Raw genomic sequence first — 16,121 nt, forward strand, 5'->3', positions numbered from 1 at the left:
GGCCTGTTTCCGGCCGTTACCCCCGTTATAGAGTGAAAACGCGGCAAGGACGGGAGGCCGAACCCTGGCCTCACGCAAGCGACGAGTAAGGACGTTTACGTGTCCCGGTGGAGATCTTTGGTGCATCCAGACGAGGCGTTGCTGGTCCTCGGTTCCCTGCACGCTTTCGCGCAGGACCGGAGGCTCGACCGCTCGGAGGTGCGGTCACTTCAGGTGGTCCTTGACGGGGAGGTGGGCCACGCGCCCTTCTTCGACGCGTGGGGCGAGTGGGGCGTCGTCTCGTTCGCCTGGGCCCCAGAGCGGCCCGGGACGGCCTACGTCGCCACCGGCACCGAGCTGCTGGAGGTCGACCTCATAGAACGGCGCGTGAGGGACCTCGGGGTTTTAGACCTGCACGACGTGCACGAGTTGACCCTGATGGGACGGGTGCTCTGGATCGCCAACACCGGCCGGGACGAGGTCGTGGCCTTCGACGTTGCCCGGGAACGCGTCGCGGGACGCGTTCAACTCTCCGCGTACGGCTCGACGCCGAAGATCGTCCCCCGGCCCGTCGAGGACGACGTCCCGGACCGGCGGTTGGCGACCGACGTGCGGGAGGAGTCGGAGAGGTTCCACTGCAATCAGGTGCTCAAGGGCTTCGACGGACATTACTACGCGCTGGTCCACTACGCGTTGGGCGAATCGCAGCTGATCCGGCGCGCCGCGCGGCGCCTGATGGGACGCCAGGGCAACGGCGGCGTCATCGACCTCAACGACGGCCGGGTCGTGCCCCTGGGGCTCATGGGCCCGCACACCTTGAGGAAGGTGGACGGCCATTACCGGGTCTGCGACAGCGGCCGTTCGGCCATAAACGTCTACGACGGAGACTGGACCCTGATGGAGAAGATCCCCTCGCAGGGATGGGTGAGGGGCGCGGACGCCTCCGAGAGGCTCGGCATCTACTACGTGGGCATCTCCCAGTTCCGCCGGCGCTACATGGCCCTGAACCCCACGGCCCGCCAGACGCCCAACATGGTGCAGGCAATCTCCATAGAGACCGGGGAGCCCGTGGGCGAGATGGTCCTCTCGGGCGTCGAGAGGGTGACGAACGTCTACGTGATACCCAGAGAGATTGCCGCATCCATACTGGAGATGCGGTAGTGGCCCGGGTGCGGGGTGACCTTTTCGAGAAAGGTCAAGACGCGAAGAGCGCGGCTTCCCGCCGGCCTTCCGGGCACGCTGACGAGGTGGGTTGCCCCATCTTCGTCGTCGGGAACAGCCGCAGCGGCACGACGATGATGGGCCGCGCTCTCGGCCGGCACCCGCACGTTTTTACGATGGGCGAGATCCACTTCTTCGAGCAACTGCGGTCGGCCGGCGGGATGGACGACCGAATGCCGGAGGCGGAGGCCGTCAGGCTGGCCGCCCGGCTGCTCTGCATCCAGCGCGACGGCTACCTGAGGCAGGGAGACCCGGCGCGTTTCGGCGCGGAAGCCCGTGAAATCCTGAGCCGGATGCCACGGTCCACGCCGCGGCGGGCCCATACCGCGGCGGAGGTGTTCGAGGGCTTTCTTCTGCACGAGGCCGCGAGGGGCGGCAAGGAGGTGCCCTGCGACCACACGCCGCGCAACGTCTTCTACATCGGGGAGATACTCCGGCTCTACCCGCGGGCGAGGGTGATCAACCTGGTCCGCGACCCCCGCGACGTCCTGCTCTCCCAGAAGCGAAAGTGGAAGCGGCGCTCCCTGGGCGCGAAGGGCATCCCCCCCCGCGAGACCCTGCGGGCGTGGGCCAACTACCACCCGGTAACGACGAGCAAGCTGTGGAACGCCTCCGTCCGGGCGGCCGACCGGTTCGCCGGCCACGGGCGGGTGCTCTCCCTCCGGTTCGAAGACCTTCTCGCCGACCCCGAGGGAGAGCTTCGCGCGGTCTGCGAATTCATCGGCATCTCGTTCGAGGATGGCCTGCTGGAGGTGCCGCAGGTCGGCTCGTCCAGCGGGCGCGACCGCCCGGACCGCAAGGGAATAGACCCGGGCAGGGCCGGGAGCTGGAAGAAGGGCGGCCTGGGCGAGGCCGAGCTGTTCCTGTGCCAGAGGGTGACGGCCCCCCTCATGCGGCGCCACGGCTACTTCGTGGAGCCGGTCGCCCCGAACCCCCTGCGGGTGGCGGGCAGCGTGCTCGCGTTGGGGCCCAAGCTGGCGCTGGCCCTGGCCGCGAACCTCGGCAGGATAAAGAACCTTCGGGAGGCGCTCGGGAGGCGCCTGTCGTGATAGCCCAGCTCGACCCCCTCTACATCAAGACGCGCCCGACAAAGGCCGTCTCGCGCCTCGTCAGCTACGCGCTCTTCGAGGGGCGCCCGCTCACGACCAGGGGGCAGTGGATCAACCCGCTCGTCTTCGCCCACTTCGCCGTAGAGACGCGCCTGCCGCAGCTGACGGAGGTTGAGAAGCCCGTCTTTATCGTAGGCACCGGCAGGAGCGGCTCGACGGTGCTCGGGGTGCTCATGTCCATGCACCGCGACGTGGGCTTCCTGAACGAGCCGAAGGCCCTGTGGCACGCCGTCTGCCCCGATGGGGACGTCTTCGGCCAATATCCTTCGGATGGGACGCCGCGTTACTCCCTCGGTGCGGCGGACGCCACGCAGGACGTGCGCCGCAGGGCGCGGCGCCTGTTCGGGGCTTACCTCAAGGCCACCCGTAGCAGGCGGGTGGTGGACAAGTACCCGGAGTTGGTCTTCCGGGTTCCTTTCGTGCGCGGGATCTTCCCCGACGCCCGGTTCGTCTTCCTCGTCCGCGACGGGCGGGACACGTGCCGGTCCATAGAGGACTGGTCCGGAAGAAAAGGCGTAAGAAACGCCGGAGAGGTCCACGACTGGTGGGGCGCCGACAACCTCAAGTGGCGCCTGATGCTCGATCAACTCGTCCCCAAAGAGGAAGACCTCTCAGGCTCCATCGACGAGATACGCGGCTTCGACCGCCACGTCGACCTGGCGGCGGTGGAGTGGGTGATCACCATGCGCGAGGGCCTACGCAACGCTGGACGTTACCCGAACAGCTTCCACACCGTCCGCTACGAGTCGCTCGTGGCGAACCCCCGAAAAGAGCTGTCCGGGTTGATCGACTTCTGCGAGCTGCCGCAAGACGAAACCTTCCTCTCGTTCGCCGAGCAGAAGCTCGTCCCGGCCCCGCCGAAGGACGGAGCCCTGAGGTTGCACCCGGCGATCCGGGGTCCTTTCGAAGAGACAGCCGGAGCCCTGGGCTATTTGGGGGCGAACAGTGGGTGAAAGTAAAGGCTTGAGGGCCGCGATCGTGGAGCCCGTCGGCGGCCACGGCGGCATGGACTACTACGACTTCGGCCTGTGCGAAGCCCTTTCGAAGGCCGGGATCGAGGCCACCCTGTACACCTGCGACGAAACCTCCTGGAGGTCTCGCGCATTTGGCGTGGAAATTCCTTACCGGGGCGTCTTCGGGGCTGCCCCGGCCTGGCTCCGGGGACTCCGTCACCTCAGGGGCACCGTCCGGGCGTTGGTGGGCGCGAGGCTCAAGGGGGCGAGGATCTCGCACTTCCACTTCTTCCACGTGGGTCCTCTTGAGCTGTTCGGCGTGCTGCTCGCGAGATCGCTGGGCATGAGGGTGGTCGTCACCGCCCACGACGTTCAGCCTTTCGTCGAACGCCTCTCGGTGCCCTGGATGGCCGCGCGCGCCTACCGGATGGCCGCCCGGGTTATCGCCCAGGGCAGGACTGCCGAGAAGGAACTCGGAGCGCTGCTCGATGTGCCCGCGTCCAGGATCGACGTGGTACCCCACGGCAGCTACCTGCCCTTCGTCGGCGAAGCCCCGGCGCGGGGGGCGGCGAGGGCCCGGCTCGGGCTGCCGGAGGAGGCCAGGGTGCTGCTCTTTTTCGGGCAGATCAAGGCGGTCAAGGGGCTCGACCTCCTGATCCGGGCCATGCCGCGGGTTCTACGGGAACATCCCGATACGGTCCTGCTGGTGGCCGGTAAGGCTTGGAAGGACGACCTCAGGCGCTACCGCGCGCAGATCGAGGCTTTGGGCATCGCCGAGAGTTGCGTCTTACACACCCGCTACATCCCAGACGAGGACGTGGCTGCGTACTACGCCGCCGCGGACGTGGTCGTCCTGCCTTACCGCAGGATCTACCAGAGCGGCGTCCTCTTGATGGCGATGAGCCACGGGAGGCCGGTCGTTGCCTCGGACCTCCCCGGCATGACGGAGGTCGTCTCAGACGGCGTCACCGGTTATTTGTTCGCCGCCGGAAACGCGCAGGCCCTCGCCGCGAGGCTCGCCGGCGTGCTGGGCGAAGACGGGGAGCTACGCCGGACCGCCCAGAGGGCCCTGCGGTACGTGGAGGAGCACCACGACTGGGAAAGGATCGGCGCGATGACGGCGGCGTGTTACCGATCGGCCCTGAAAGGTTAGCCCATCATGGAGATTCACGGAGACAAAGCGGTTGCCTTCTGCGGGACGCGCGGCGTGCCGGCCAACTACGGCGGCTTCGAGACCGCCGTGGACGAGATCAGCCACCGCTTCGTAGAGCGCGGGCGCGACTGCGTGGTGTTCTGCCGAAAGTCGGCCGGGGGCAAGGTCCTCGAGGTCCACGGGGGTCGCAGGTTGATCTACGTGACGGGCAGCTCCGCGCGCGCCCTCGACACGTTCGTGTCGGCGTTCCAGACGGGGTGGCACCTGCTGCGCCACCGCGAACGGTACGGCCACGTCTTCTGGTTCAACAACGCCAACCTCCCGGGCATACTGCTGACGCTGCTCGCCGGCCTGCCCGTGTCGGTGAACACCGACGGCATGGAGTGGCGCAGGGCCAAATGGAGCTGGCCCTTCAAGGCCTACTACTTCCTTTCGTCTTTCCTCATCTCGCGGCTGTGCGGGTCCCTAATCTCCGACTCCAGGGCCATCCAGGATTACTACAGGAAGGTCTTCTTCAAGAAGACGCAGTTCGTCCCGTACGGCATACCGGGGACGCCGCCGGTCGCCCGGGAGAAGCGGCGGGAGGTGCTCCGCGAGTACGGCCTGCGGCCCGGGCGCTATTTCCTGCAGATCACACGCTTCGAGCCGGACAACCTGGTGCTCGAAGCGGCGCACGCATTCCGGGCGTCGCGGCTCTGCGAAGACGGGTTTGCGTTCTTGCTGATCGGATACCAGCACGACACGCCTTACGCCCGGCGGGTTAAGGAGCTCCAAGGCCGCGATGGAGTTCGGGTGGCGAGCGCCGTCTACGACGCCGGGGTCCTGGCGGTTCTAAGGGAGAACTGCTTCTGCTACGTCCACGGCAACACCGTGGGCGGCACCAACCCCGCCCTGCTGGAGGCGATGGAAGGCTGCCCGAGGGTGCTCGCCGTCGACGGGCCTTTCAGCCGGGAGGTCGTGGGAGAAGACGGCCTCTTCTTCACCCCGGACGGCATGGTGAACGCCTTCCGCGACGTTCTCGCCAGACCGGCCGGCCCGGCCCTGCGGGAGCGGGCGCGGTCTCTGTACCAGTGGGACGCGGTCGCGGAAGGCTACGTCCGGCTGACCGAGGGCAAGCCCGCGAACTACCGTCCCGAGAAACCCGGCCCGGCCCGGGAGCGCCCGCAGAGGCTGGCGACAAAGGAGCGCGGGGCGTGACCGAAGATGGAGCGCCCCGCGAGGCTTCGGGAAGGGCCGGGGTGACGTCCACCCGAACCTCCGTCGAAGGCGAGATCCTGCGCGGCGCCGTCCGCGCCTTCGAACGGGCGGGCCTCGGGTTCTGCGTGCTGAACTCCTACGCGGACTACCCGGAGCGCATAGGCTCGGACGTCGACGCCGTCGCGGAAGACCCGGCCCGTCTCCCCCGCCTCCTGTCCGAAAGCCGAAACGCCACGCTGGTGCAGGCCGCGCGCACCAGGGCGGCGGCCGCGACCTACTACGTCCTGTGCCGGTGGCACGAAGGCAGGCCCCGGTTCCTCACCCTCCACGTCGGCGCGGATTGCCGGCGCCACGGCCGGGTGTTTTTGCGGGCGGAGGAGTTCCTGGAAGATTCGCGGCCCTTCGAGTTCTTCAGGGTGCCCTCCCCCGCCCCCGAGTTCGCCGCCTACCTGGTGAAGAAGGTTCACCAGGGCTCCCTGGAGGAGTCCCGGGCCCGGCGGCTGGGCGAGCTCTACCGAGAGGACCCTGCGGGATGCGGGCGGTACCTGCGCCGCCTCCTTCCGGCGGCGGAAGCGTGCCTGGTCGCGGAGGCCGCGGAGGGCGGGGACTGGGGGCCCGTGCGGGCGCGGATGGCGCGCCTGCGAGGGGCGATGTCCGGCAGGGTGGACTGGGAACGGCCTCTGGAGGTCCTGCTAAACAGCCTGGGAGATCACTGGAAGCGCCTGCAAAACGCCGTCAGGCCGCCCGGCCTCATGGTGGCCGTCCTCGGCGTGGACGGGGCCGGCAAGAGCACGGTGATGGCCGCGCTCGAGCGGGACCTCGGCCCGGCCTTCTGGTCGACAAAGCAGTACCACGGGCGGGCCCTCGAATCGCCCCTGCGGTGGACGAAGAGGGTCCGCGAACAACGCCGGCGGCGGGACGCCGAGATAGAGGCCGAGGCCGGAAGATCCCAGAAGAAGCCGCGCGACCCGCACGCGAAATCCCTGCGGGGGCTCGGCCTCTCCCTGGTCAAGCTCGGCGCCTGGTGGGCAGACTTCACCTTCCTCGGGTACGTCCTGGACGTGCACCCGCGCCTGCGACGCTCGGGGCTCGTGCTCTTCGACCGCTACTACCAGGATCTCCTCGTGGACCCGAGGCGCCACCGCTACGGGGGACCGCTGTGGCTGGCCCGGTTCGCCGGGCGCTTCTTTCCGAGGCCCGATCTCGTGATCCTCCTCGACGCCGCGCCCGAGGTCCTCTACGCCCGCAAACGGGAGGTGTCCCTCCGGGAGACGACCCGGCAACGGGAAGCCTACCTGGATCTGGTGCGAAAGATTCCCAACGGCCGCGTGGTGGACGCGTCGAGATCCCCCCGAGAAGTCGCGGCGCAGGTCGAGAAGCTCATCCTGGACCACATGTCCGAACGCACGGCCCGACGGCTGGGGCTCTGACGACCCATAACCCGTCTTTCGCGCGTCGTGCGGGCCGCCCGCCGCCACGGCGGCCTGCAGGCTCCTTGCCGGTGAGGTGGGAGGATTTTCCTATAGCTCCCCGGCGCCTCTCGCGGTAGCCTGCCACTGCGACGAGACCCGTTGGGCCCGGTGGGAAAGACGAACCGTACTCGGGCCGTCGGGCCCATCGCTATAGGTCTCGCGACACGACATCCTGCGGCCGCGAGCGGGAAGGAGAGGAGAGCATGGAACCCAACGCTGAGGGCGTCTCCTCGTGGCGGGTCGAGGGAGACTGGTTCGACGTCTGCAGGTGCGACATCCCGTGCCCCTGCGAGTTCGCCCAGGCCCCGACCGACAACTGGTGCCAGGGTGTCCTCGCCTGGCACGTCCGCGAAGGGCACTACGGCGACGTTCGGTTGGACGGGTTGAACCTCGTCGGGGTCGCCGCCTTCGAGGGGAACGTCTGGGCCGGGGAGGGGAAGGTCACCATGGGCCTGTACATCGACGAGCGGGCCGACGAGGGGCAGCGTGAGGCGCTGCAGCGGATCTTCGGCGGCCAGGGCGGCGGTTTCCCCGCGGAGTTCGCCGAGCTGGTCGGGGAGATGCGCGGCGTCGAGTTCGCGCCCATAGAGTTCGAGGTCGCAGACGACCTGGCCTACTGGCGGGCGGAGGTACCGGGTAGGGTCCAGGCCAGCGCCGAAGCCCTGACCGGGCCGACGACGCCACCCGGCGCACGGGTGCAGTTGCTCAACCCGCCGGGCAGCGAGGTGGGCCCGAACCAGGGGGCGGCCACCTGGGGCAGGGCCGTAACCGACCGGGTGGAGGGCTTCGGGTTCGAGTGGGAGTGGGACGGCAAGTCGAGCAAGCATATCCCCTTCGACTGGAGCGGCCCTTAGCCTTGACCGGTCTAGAGCGGTCAAGCGCGTTCTCGCCCCCGGTCTTCGGGAGGTGGCGCAGGTCCGAGAACCTCGTCCCGGCGCTGGTCCTGCTCGCCCTGGCGGCGGCGGGATGGGCTTACGCCATCCGTCAGGCAGGCGCCGCGCACGGAATGGACCCGGCGATGGATGGCCTGTCGTCGGGCGGGGCCTGGGGTCCGGCATCCTTCCTTTTCGGTTGGACGGCGATGATGGCGGCCATGATGATCCCCGCCACGCTTCCCCTGATCCTGCTCTACCGCGTCTTCGCCCGCAACCGGCTGGACAAGGGCCGGGCCGGGGTGGCGGCGCTGCTCGCTGGTTACGTCGCGGTCTGGGCCGCCGCAGGGCTGCCGGTCTACGCCTACTCGCTCTTCGGTGGATGGGCCGGTCCCCCGGCGGCGGCGTTGCCGGCGTTGCTACTGATCGTCGGGGGCGCCTACCAGTTTACGCCGCTCAAGAGGGGCTGCCACGTCCGGTGCAGCAGCCCCCTGTTCTTTCTGGTGCGGAGGTGGAGGCCGGGACCAACGGGTGCCCTGAGGCTGGGCGCGATCCACGGCGTCGACTGCGTGGGCTGCTGCGCCGGGCTGATGGCGGGGCTGGTGGCGCTCGGCACGATGAACCCCGCCTGGATGCTCACGGTCGCCGTCGTCGTCTTCGTCGAGAAGACGATCCCGGGCGGCCACCGCGTCGCCCATCCCCTCGGCGCCCTCATGATCCTGGGCGGCGTGCTGCTGGGGGCGTCCTTGATAGACGGGACCTCACCAGGCATGGAACCATAGACCCCTCCCGGGCGCGGACAGCCCGGACAACCTTGCACGGCGGCCCCCGCGGCATGCATGCAAACACTTTGGTGCGTGGCAACGCTTGACACCCGCCGATGCCTAATGCCGGTTAAAGTGCGTTTGTTTCCGCCATCCCGCCTTTTGTACAGAAGTTCGCCGTAAATTTGCGTCAAGATTCGTCGTCACGAATTGGGTGAGGGAAGCGGAGATCCGGAACAGGCAGGGGTGGCGTTCCCCCAACCCGATGGAAGCAGAGACATTTGGGCCCACGAACCACACCAACCCGCGGCGCCGCGTTTCATCGCCCTGGCCCACGCCTTCACGGGCTTTGCACGGGGCCGTGCGTCGCGACCCGGAGGGCTGACGGGTGATCGGAAACAAGGCGATCAAGCCGCGCGCGGCCCGATCGTGGTCGATCCCGGGCAAGCGCCCGCGGCCGGCGGGCGGCCGGCTCGCGTCCACCGCCGCCCTGGTTATGGTCCTGTTGCTGGGCGTCTGGATGGGCGGCTCTTACGGCGGCTACTTCGTCGAGACGTGGGCGCCGGTCGCCCTTGTGCTCTGCGCGCTGGGGATCGCGCTGGCGTCGGCGGGCGTGCCCGACGCCCGGCCGTCCCGTTGGGGCGTTTTCGCGCTGGCCCTGTTCTCCGGCTATACGGCGTGGACTTTCGCCTCTATCCTCTGGTCCCCCAACAAGGGCGACGCCTGGGCCGGCGCGGGCCAGACATCCTTGTACTTGGTCGCCTTCGCGCTCGCCGTTTGCCTGGACGCTGCGGGGGCGTCGCGCCGCGTGGTGCTGGCGGCCTGGGTGCTCGGCACGTCGTTCGTGGCCGGGCTCACGCTGCTCGACCTCGCCTCGGATCCCGAGGGAATGTTTCGGCGCCAACGCCTGATCGGCACGGTCGGGTATTACAACGCCAAGGCGGCCTTCCTGCTGATGCCTTTCTGGGCGGCGATCTACCTGTCCGCCTCCAGGCGCGCGCACCCCGCCCTGCGCGGGGCGGCGCTGGGTGGCGCGGTGCTCTGCGCGGCGGTCGCCGTCATGGCCCAATCCCGCGGCGCGCTGGCGGCGATGGCCCTGTCGCTGCCGGTCTTCTTCCTGTTCTCCGGCGCCCGGCTCCGAGGCCTTCTGGCCCTTGCCCCGGTCGCAGCCGTCCTGCTTGTCCTGCTTCGGGACCTCAACCACGTCTACGTCGCGCTCTCGGACGGCGCCGCGCCGTCGGAGGCCGTCCGCGGTGTCCCGGCCGCGGTGTGGTCGGCCTCGGGGGCGGCCGCACTCTACGGCGTGGCGTGGGGGATCGTGGATCTCCGGTGGAGGCCCCCGGCGGTCCGGGCCGGCGGCCGGCTGGCGGTGGCCTGCGCGCTGCTGCTCCTGATCCCCGGCGCGCTCGCGTTTTACGAGCGGGCGGGCGACCCCGTCGCATGGACCGGTAAGAAGTTGGAGGCGTTCAAGACAGACGACCGGACGGGAGAGGCCGGGAGCCGGTACCTGAGCGCGTCGGGTTCGGGCCGGTACGTGCTTTGGGAGGTGGCCTGGAGGGACTTCACCGAACATCCGTTGCTCGGCGTGGGCACCCAGAATTACGAAGCGACCGTCTACCGGCTGCGCCAGGAGGCGACGGTGCGGGCCCGCCAGCCCCACGCGCTGCCGCTCGAGATCCTCGCCGAGCGCGGCGCGGTCGGGGGGGTCCTCTTCGCCGGCTTTCTGTTCGCCTGCCTGCGGGGCGGCCTGGGCCGCCGGCGGGCCGACCCCGACGCGACGATGCGGGCGGGCGCCCTGGCCTCCACCGTCTGTTACTGGTTCGTTCATTCCGGCGTGGAGTGGTTCTGGCAAATGCCCGCCGTGACCCTGCCGGCGATCGTCGCCCTGGCGATGCTTGTGGCGCCGGAGCGCCCGCGACGCGCCCCGCGGGCGGGCGGGCCTCCGCGCCTCGCGATCGTCGGCATCGCCCTGTTCACGATCTGCGCCGTCTCCCCCCTCTACGCCGCCGACGCGTACCTGCGCCAGAGCTACGCCGCTGGCGGCGCGGGCGGAGCACTCACCGCGGTGGAGAGGTCGGCGGCTCTCAATCCCCTGGATCCGCGAACCCCACGGCGCGAGGCTGAGGTGGCGGCCCGGGCCGGCTACGACCTCCGGGCCGAGGATGCGTACCGGCGGCTGATCCGGGCAAACCCCAACCACTTCGCGCCCTATGTCCTGTTCGGCGACTACCGCCTCGCCCGCGGTGACAGGGCAGGCGCGCTTGACCTTTACGAGAAGGCCCTCGAACGCAACCCGCTGGACAAGGGCCTCATCCGTTCCGCCGACCGGCTCCGAAACGCCGGGCCCCGTTAGCAGGTACGCTCCCGTTCGACGGTCCACCCTCCGCGAACGCGCCCGCCCGAGTGCGCGACCTCCCTTGGTCCTTTGGACCAACCGGCGGTTTGCGCCGTCGCGGCACGTTGGGATTCGGTAAGTGTAGTTCAGTGCTTCGCCCCCTTCCCGTAGTCGTATTCAGGATGCTATACGTTACGCGACCGGTGTTACGAACATCACCACGAGGAGGTACCTTGTCGCGTCGAACGTCTCTGTACAAGCATGTTTTGGAAAGGAGGTGTGAATTATGAGGGGTGCGACGAGTTCCGGTTTTCGTTTGGCCTGGATCGCCGTTTTCGTTATCCTGACGGTGCTCATGATCTCGGTCCCTTCGGTGGCGGACGCGCAGACGCCTTTCGACCACCAGTACGGATCCTCGGTCGTGTCGCCCGAGATCGGCGAAAAGGGCAAGGAGGTGGCCGCCGCGTTTACCGGGGTCTTGCCGGAGACCGGCGGGGTACCGTTCCTCGTCCTGGGGGCACTGCTGATGTCCGCGGGAACGGGCCTGTTCGCCCTGCGGCGCCTGGGTCGCCGAACGGGCCGCCGGGGCCGGTAGCCGGACGAACAAACCGTAACGGACAAGAAGGGGGGCGGACTCTCGGACCCGCCCCCTTCGTGCGCATGATCCACGCCTCGGAGCCCTAGAGCGGTTTGCGGAGGTATCGGGCCTACCGTGAGCAGGCATCCAGGTTCTCACGTTCATAGGTGTAAAAGGTCGGGGCCCGCCCGCGGCCTCGGGGCGCACCCCTCAAAACCTCGGTGTCTCAAAGCCTCACGGCCGACGAGGGTCGATCCTTATGCGAACCGCTGTGAGGGGAACCACCGGTTGCGGACCCTTGAGGGTTTTCCGGTCGCCCGGTACTTCGGTGCACGGCCCTGCCCGCAAACCGCGAAGACAACCGATGGTGTTACCCCATTGAGTGCCCCGGAGGCCTACCCGTAAACGACCCGGACAGGCTATATACATCACAAAGTTGCATTGTTACATTCGAGTTTCTATGGACAGAATGTGCCCAACCGCAGGCTGCGCCTCTCAGATCGGGTCCTGCGACGAGCCGGGAGAGGGTGAGGCATGAACGGATGCGTCGCGGAACGGTTCGCGGTGTCCGCGGCGGAGGAACGGTCCCGACGGCTCCGGGCTAATCGGATGCGTTACAGGCACCAGGCATCAACGCGGGGAGGTCGTCAGCAATGATTCGTTCGATCATCCGGTCAAGCCTGCGGTTCCGGCTCCTGATCGTCGGCCTCGCGGTGGGTCTGGTGGCCGTCGGGGTCGTGCAGTTGCGCGCGGCGTCCGTGGACGTCCTCCCCGAGTTCACGCCGCCGTACGTGGAGGTTCAGACCGAGGCTTTGGGGCTCTCCGCGAACGAGGTCGAGCAGATGATCACCGTCCCGCTGGAGGCCGACCTGCTCAACGGCGTCGAGGGCGTCGACACGATCCGCTCGGAGTCGGTTTCGGGGCTCTCCGACATCGTGATGGTCTTCGAGCCCGGCACCGATATCTACCAGGCACGGCAGCTGGTGCAAGAGCGGCTCACGGGGGCCACCGGGGCGGCCGGGATTGCCGCCGCATACTCCAAACCGCCCACGATGATCAATCCTCTGTCGTCCGCGAGCCGGGTGATGATGATCGGAATCGACCCGAACGAGCTGTCGCCGATGGAGGCGGGGGTTCTCTCCCACTGGGTGATCAGGCCTCGTTTGATGGGCGTTCCCGGCGTGGCGAACGTCGCGATCTGGGGCCTGCGCGACCAGCAGCTTCAGGTGCAGGTCGACCCGGAGAGGCTTCAGGACCAGGGCGTCACACTGAACCAGGTGGTCGAGACGACGGGCAACGCGCAACTGGTGTCGCCGCTCACCTTCCTCGAGGCCTCGACGCCGGGCACCGGCGGGTTCATCGAGACTCCCAACCAGAGGCTCCAGGTCCGGCACATCTTCGAGAACCTCGGGACGCCGGAAGCCCTCAGCAAGGTGACGGTAGAGGACACCAACGGCCAACTGAGCGTCGGCGACGTGGCCAACGTGGTGGAGGAGCACCAGCCGCTTATCGGTGACGCCGTGGTCAGCGGCAACGACGACCGTCTGATGCTCGTCGTGGAGAAGTACCCGGGCGCCGACACCGCGGAGGTGACCGGCGGGGTCGAAGAGGCGCTCGAAAACCTGCAGCCCGGCCTCTCGGGCATGAGGTTCGACCCGAACGTCTTCCGGCCGGCGACCTACATCTCGGACGCGATCGGCAACCTGACGCTCGCGCTCATGGTCGCGGGCGCCCTCCTCGTCCTCGCGCTGGCCGCGTTCCTGTTCGAGTGGCGCACCGTGTTGATCGGCGTCGTGACGATCCCGTTGTCCCTGCTGGCGGCGGCGCTCGTGCTCTACTTGCTCGGGGAGACGTTCAACCCGATCGCGCTCGCGGGGCTCGCCGTGGCGGTCGTGCTCATCATCAACGATGCCGTCGTGGGCGCCCACAACGCCGTCCGGCGCCTGAGGGAGCAGCGCCGGGCGGGCGTCGGCGGATCGACCGCGGATACGGTCGTCGAGGCCCTGGCCGAGGTGCGGGGGCCCCTCACGTACGCCGCGCTCATAGGGCTGCTCGCGATCGTGCCGGTCGTCGTCATGGAGGGCAGGCCCGGCGCGTTCTTCGAGCCGCTCGCGCTCGCCTACGGGCTCGCGGTGCTGGCGTCGATGGTCGTCGCGTTGACGGTCGCGCCGGCGTTGAGCCTGCTGTTGTTCTCCAGGGGCTCGGTGACGCGCCGCGAGTCCCCCATCCTGCGGCGGCTGAGACCAGGCTACGACGGCGCCCTCTCGCGGCTCGTCCGCGCGCCGCGCGCGATCCTCATCGCCGCCGGGGTCCTCGTGGTGCTCGGTCTCGCCGCGCTTCCGCTTCTCGGCACGTCGCTCATTCCGTCGTTCGAGGACAGGGACGTGCTGATCCGCCTCGAAGGGCAGCCCGGCACCTCGGAGCCGAGGATGAGCGGTCTGACGGCAGATCTCAGCCGGGATCTCGAGGGTATCCCGGGCGTCACGGGCGTCGGCGCCCACGTCGGGCGCGCCCTGACCGGGGACCAGATCGTCGACGTCAACTCCAGCACCATCTCCGTCAAGGTCGGCGCCGACGCGGACTACGACGCTACGGTGGCGTCTATCGGGGACGTCGTAGGTCGCCTCGACGAGAACGTGAGCAGCGAGGTCGCGACTTACTCGCAGCAGGCGGTCCGCAACGTCGGTACGCTCATCGACGCGGAGGCGCCGAGTTCCGGCGACGGCCTCGACGTCCTGACGGGGGCGGACAAGCCCCTCGTGGTGCGTCTCTACGGCCAGAACCTCGACACCTTACGCCACGAGGCGGACAAGGTGCGGGGCATCGTGGGCGGGATCGAAGGCGTCGACAGCCCGAGCGTCGAATCCGTGCCCGAGGAGCAGGTCCTCGCGATCGAGACGGACCTCGCCAGGGCCCAACCCCACGAGGTCAAGCCGGGCGACGTCCGCCGGGCGGCGGCCATGTTGTTGCAGGGCGTCGTGGTCGGCAACATCTTCGGCGAACAGAAGGTGTTCGAGGTCGTCGTGAAGGGCACGCCGGACGTGCGCCAGAGCGTGGAGAGCGTCCGCAACCTGCTCATCGACACGCCCGGCGGCGGTCACGTGCGGCTGGAGCAGGTGGCCGACGTGCAGACCCGGCCGTCGCCGTCCGTCATCAATCGCGATGCGGCCCAGCGTTACCTCGACGTCGAGGCCGACGTCAGCGGCCGTAGCCTCGGCGCGGTGGCGGCCGACGTCGAGAATCGCCTCGGCGACTCCTCGTTCCCGCTCGAATACCACGCCGAGGTGCTCGGGCAGACCACGACGGGCCAGGAGGCCAACCTGGGGCGCGTTCTGGGCTTCACTCTCGCCGTCGTGGTCGCCGTCTTCCTCCTGATCCAGGCTGCGGTCGGCAGTTGGCGGCTGGCGGTGCTCGCCTTCCTCACCCTGCCGGTGGCCCTCGTCGGCGGCGTCCTGGCGGCGCTCATCGATGGCGCCACGCTCTCGCTCGGCTCGCTGGTCGCCTTCCTCGCGCTGCTGGGCCTCGCCGCCAGCAACGCCATCATGCTGATCCAGCACTCTCAGCGACTCCAGGTCGAGGAGAGCCGGACCTTCGGTGACGAACTCGTCCGGCGCGGGGCGGGGGATATGCTCGCGCCGGTGTTGAGCGTCATGGTGGCGACGGCCGTGGTGGTGCTGCCGTTCGTGATCATGGGCGACGTCGCCGGCCTCGAGATCCTCAACCCGATGGGGATAGTCATCCTGGGCGGTCTGATCACCACGGCCCTGCTCAGCCTCTTCGTGCTGCCGGTCCTCTACCTGCGTTTCGGCGCCGACGCGCGGCCCGAACCGGTAGTTGAAGCGACCGCGCCGCCCGCTGTCGGGGTCGAGCCGGCGGATCGCGGCAGGGAGGTGACCACCGAGCGCTCCCGCCGGTTCGGAAGGGTGCCCGGGCGACGGAGCGGGGTGTCCCATCAGGACGACGGAGATGGCAACTCCCCGGAAAGGCGCGGCGAACGATGATCCTGTCGCGCATCGACCTCAGGTGCGGGCGGCTGCGTACCGCCCGCACCGGGCTCTTGCTGATCACCGCCGGCGTAGTATCGCTTTCCGGATGTGGTGGCTCGTCGAGTTCGAGCTATTCGTCGGAAACGGCGAGCCATCACGAACCCGCCAGGATCGAGCCCATCAAGGGAACGGACGTCATGCGCGTGATCTTCTCCGCCGAAGGGGCGGAGCGGGTCGGCCTCGAGACGGACGCGGTTCGCCAGGAAGGTCAGGAACTGGTCGTGCCCGATGGCGCCGTTATCTACGACGCGGAAGGCAACGCGTACGCCTACACGGCCCCCAAGCCGCTCACCTTCGTGCGCCAGGAGATCGAGATAGATCGCTCCGAAGGCAACAGCGTCATGCTCTCCGACGGTCCGCCCGCCGGTACCGAGGTCGTGACGGTCGGGACCGCCGAGGTGTACGGCACCGAGTTCGAGGTGGCACATTGAAAGGTGGGGATA

12 protein-coding genes are annotated in these 16,121 nt (G+C 68.8%); all 12 read left to right on the plus strand.

Going from position 1 to position 16,121, the window contains the following annotated elements:
- Nucleotides 1–120: 120 nt before the first annotated feature.
- The 12 genes from GBA63_RS11420 to GBA63_RS11475 all read left to right on the plus strand — a co-directional run bounded on the left by GBA63_RS11420 (nucleotide 121) and on the right by GBA63_RS11475 (nucleotide 16,109).
- Nucleotides 121–1,140 (plus strand): DUF4915 domain-containing protein, encoded by a 1,020-nt coding sequence (locus GBA63_RS11420; RefSeq protein ID WP_228282552.1) that lies wholly within the window; start codon nucleotides 121–123, stop codon nucleotides 1,138–1,140.
- A complete protein-coding gene (locus GBA63_RS11425; RefSeq protein WP_166176177.1) occupies nucleotides 1,140–2,249 on the plus strand; it encodes a sulfotransferase family protein in 1,110 nt (369 codons plus the stop codon). The genes GBA63_RS11420 and GBA63_RS11425 overlap by 1 nt, the downstream gene beginning before the upstream one ends.
- Nucleotides 2,246–3,262 carry a sulfotransferase family protein gene (locus GBA63_RS11430; RefSeq protein ID WP_207956729.1) on the plus strand — a complete coding sequence of 339 codons (1,017 nt, stop codon included), beginning with the start codon at nucleotides 2,246–2,248 and terminating at the stop codon, nucleotides 3,260–3,262. The genes GBA63_RS11425 and GBA63_RS11430 overlap by 4 nt, the downstream gene beginning before the upstream one ends.
- Before the next feature lie 10 nt (nucleotides 3,263–3,272).
- Nucleotides 3,273–4,415: a glycosyltransferase family 4 protein gene (locus tag GBA63_RS11435; protein WP_166176179.1), complete on the plus strand. Its 1,143-nt coding sequence runs from the start codon at nucleotides 3,273–3,275 to the stop codon at nucleotides 4,413–4,415.
- 6 nt (nucleotides 4,416–4,421) lie between these two features.
- Nucleotides 4,422–5,612 (plus strand): DUF1972 domain-containing protein, encoded by a 1,191-nt coding sequence (locus tag GBA63_RS11440; RefSeq protein WP_166176181.1) that lies wholly within the window; start codon nucleotides 4,422–4,424, stop codon nucleotides 5,610–5,612.
- Nucleotides 5,609–7,042 (plus strand): hypothetical protein, encoded by a 1,434-nt coding sequence (locus GBA63_RS11445; RefSeq protein ID WP_166176184.1) that lies wholly within the window; start codon nucleotides 5,609–5,611, stop codon nucleotides 7,040–7,042. The genes GBA63_RS11440 and GBA63_RS11445 overlap by 4 nt, the downstream gene beginning before the upstream one ends.
- Before the next feature lie 245 nt (nucleotides 7,043–7,287).
- Nucleotides 7,288–7,938: a DUF1326 domain-containing protein gene (locus GBA63_RS11450; protein ID WP_166176186.1), complete on the plus strand. Its 651-nt coding sequence runs from the start codon at nucleotides 7,288–7,290 to the stop codon at nucleotides 7,936–7,938.
- 2 nt (nucleotides 7,939–7,940) lie between these two features.
- Nucleotides 7,941–8,738, plus strand: a complete 798-nt coding sequence (locus tag GBA63_RS11455; RefSeq protein ID WP_166176188.1) for a DUF2182 domain-containing protein — start codon at nucleotides 7,941–7,943, stop codon at nucleotides 8,736–8,738.
- 370 nt (nucleotides 8,739–9,108) lie between these two features.
- Entirely contained in the window at nucleotides 9,109–11,073 is a 1,965-nt protein-coding gene (locus GBA63_RS11460; protein ID WP_166176190.1) for an O-antigen ligase family protein, read from the plus strand.
- A gap of 268 nt (nucleotides 11,074–11,341) precedes the next feature.
- Complete coding sequence (locus GBA63_RS11465; RefSeq protein WP_166176192.1) at nucleotides 11,342–11,650, plus strand: LPXTG cell wall anchor domain-containing protein; 309 nt, start codon at nucleotides 11,342–11,344, stop codon at nucleotides 11,648–11,650.
- A gap of 635 nt (nucleotides 11,651–12,285) precedes the next feature.
- Nucleotides 12,286–15,633, plus strand: a complete 3,348-nt coding sequence (locus GBA63_RS11470; RefSeq protein WP_166176194.1) for an efflux RND transporter permease subunit — start codon at nucleotides 12,286–12,288, stop codon at nucleotides 15,631–15,633.
- Complete coding sequence (locus tag GBA63_RS11475; protein ID WP_166176196.1) at nucleotides 15,630–16,109, plus strand: efflux RND transporter periplasmic adaptor subunit; 480 nt, start codon at nucleotides 15,630–15,632, stop codon at nucleotides 16,107–16,109. The genes GBA63_RS11470 and GBA63_RS11475 overlap by 4 nt, the downstream gene beginning before the upstream one ends.
- The last annotated feature ends 12 nt before the right edge of the window (nucleotides 16,110–16,121 follow it).

Origin of the sequence: Rubrobacter tropicus (assembly GCF_011492945.1) — a bacterium.
GTDB lineage: Bacteria > Actinomycetota > Rubrobacteria > Rubrobacterales > Rubrobacteraceae > Rubrobacter_D > Rubrobacter_D tropicus.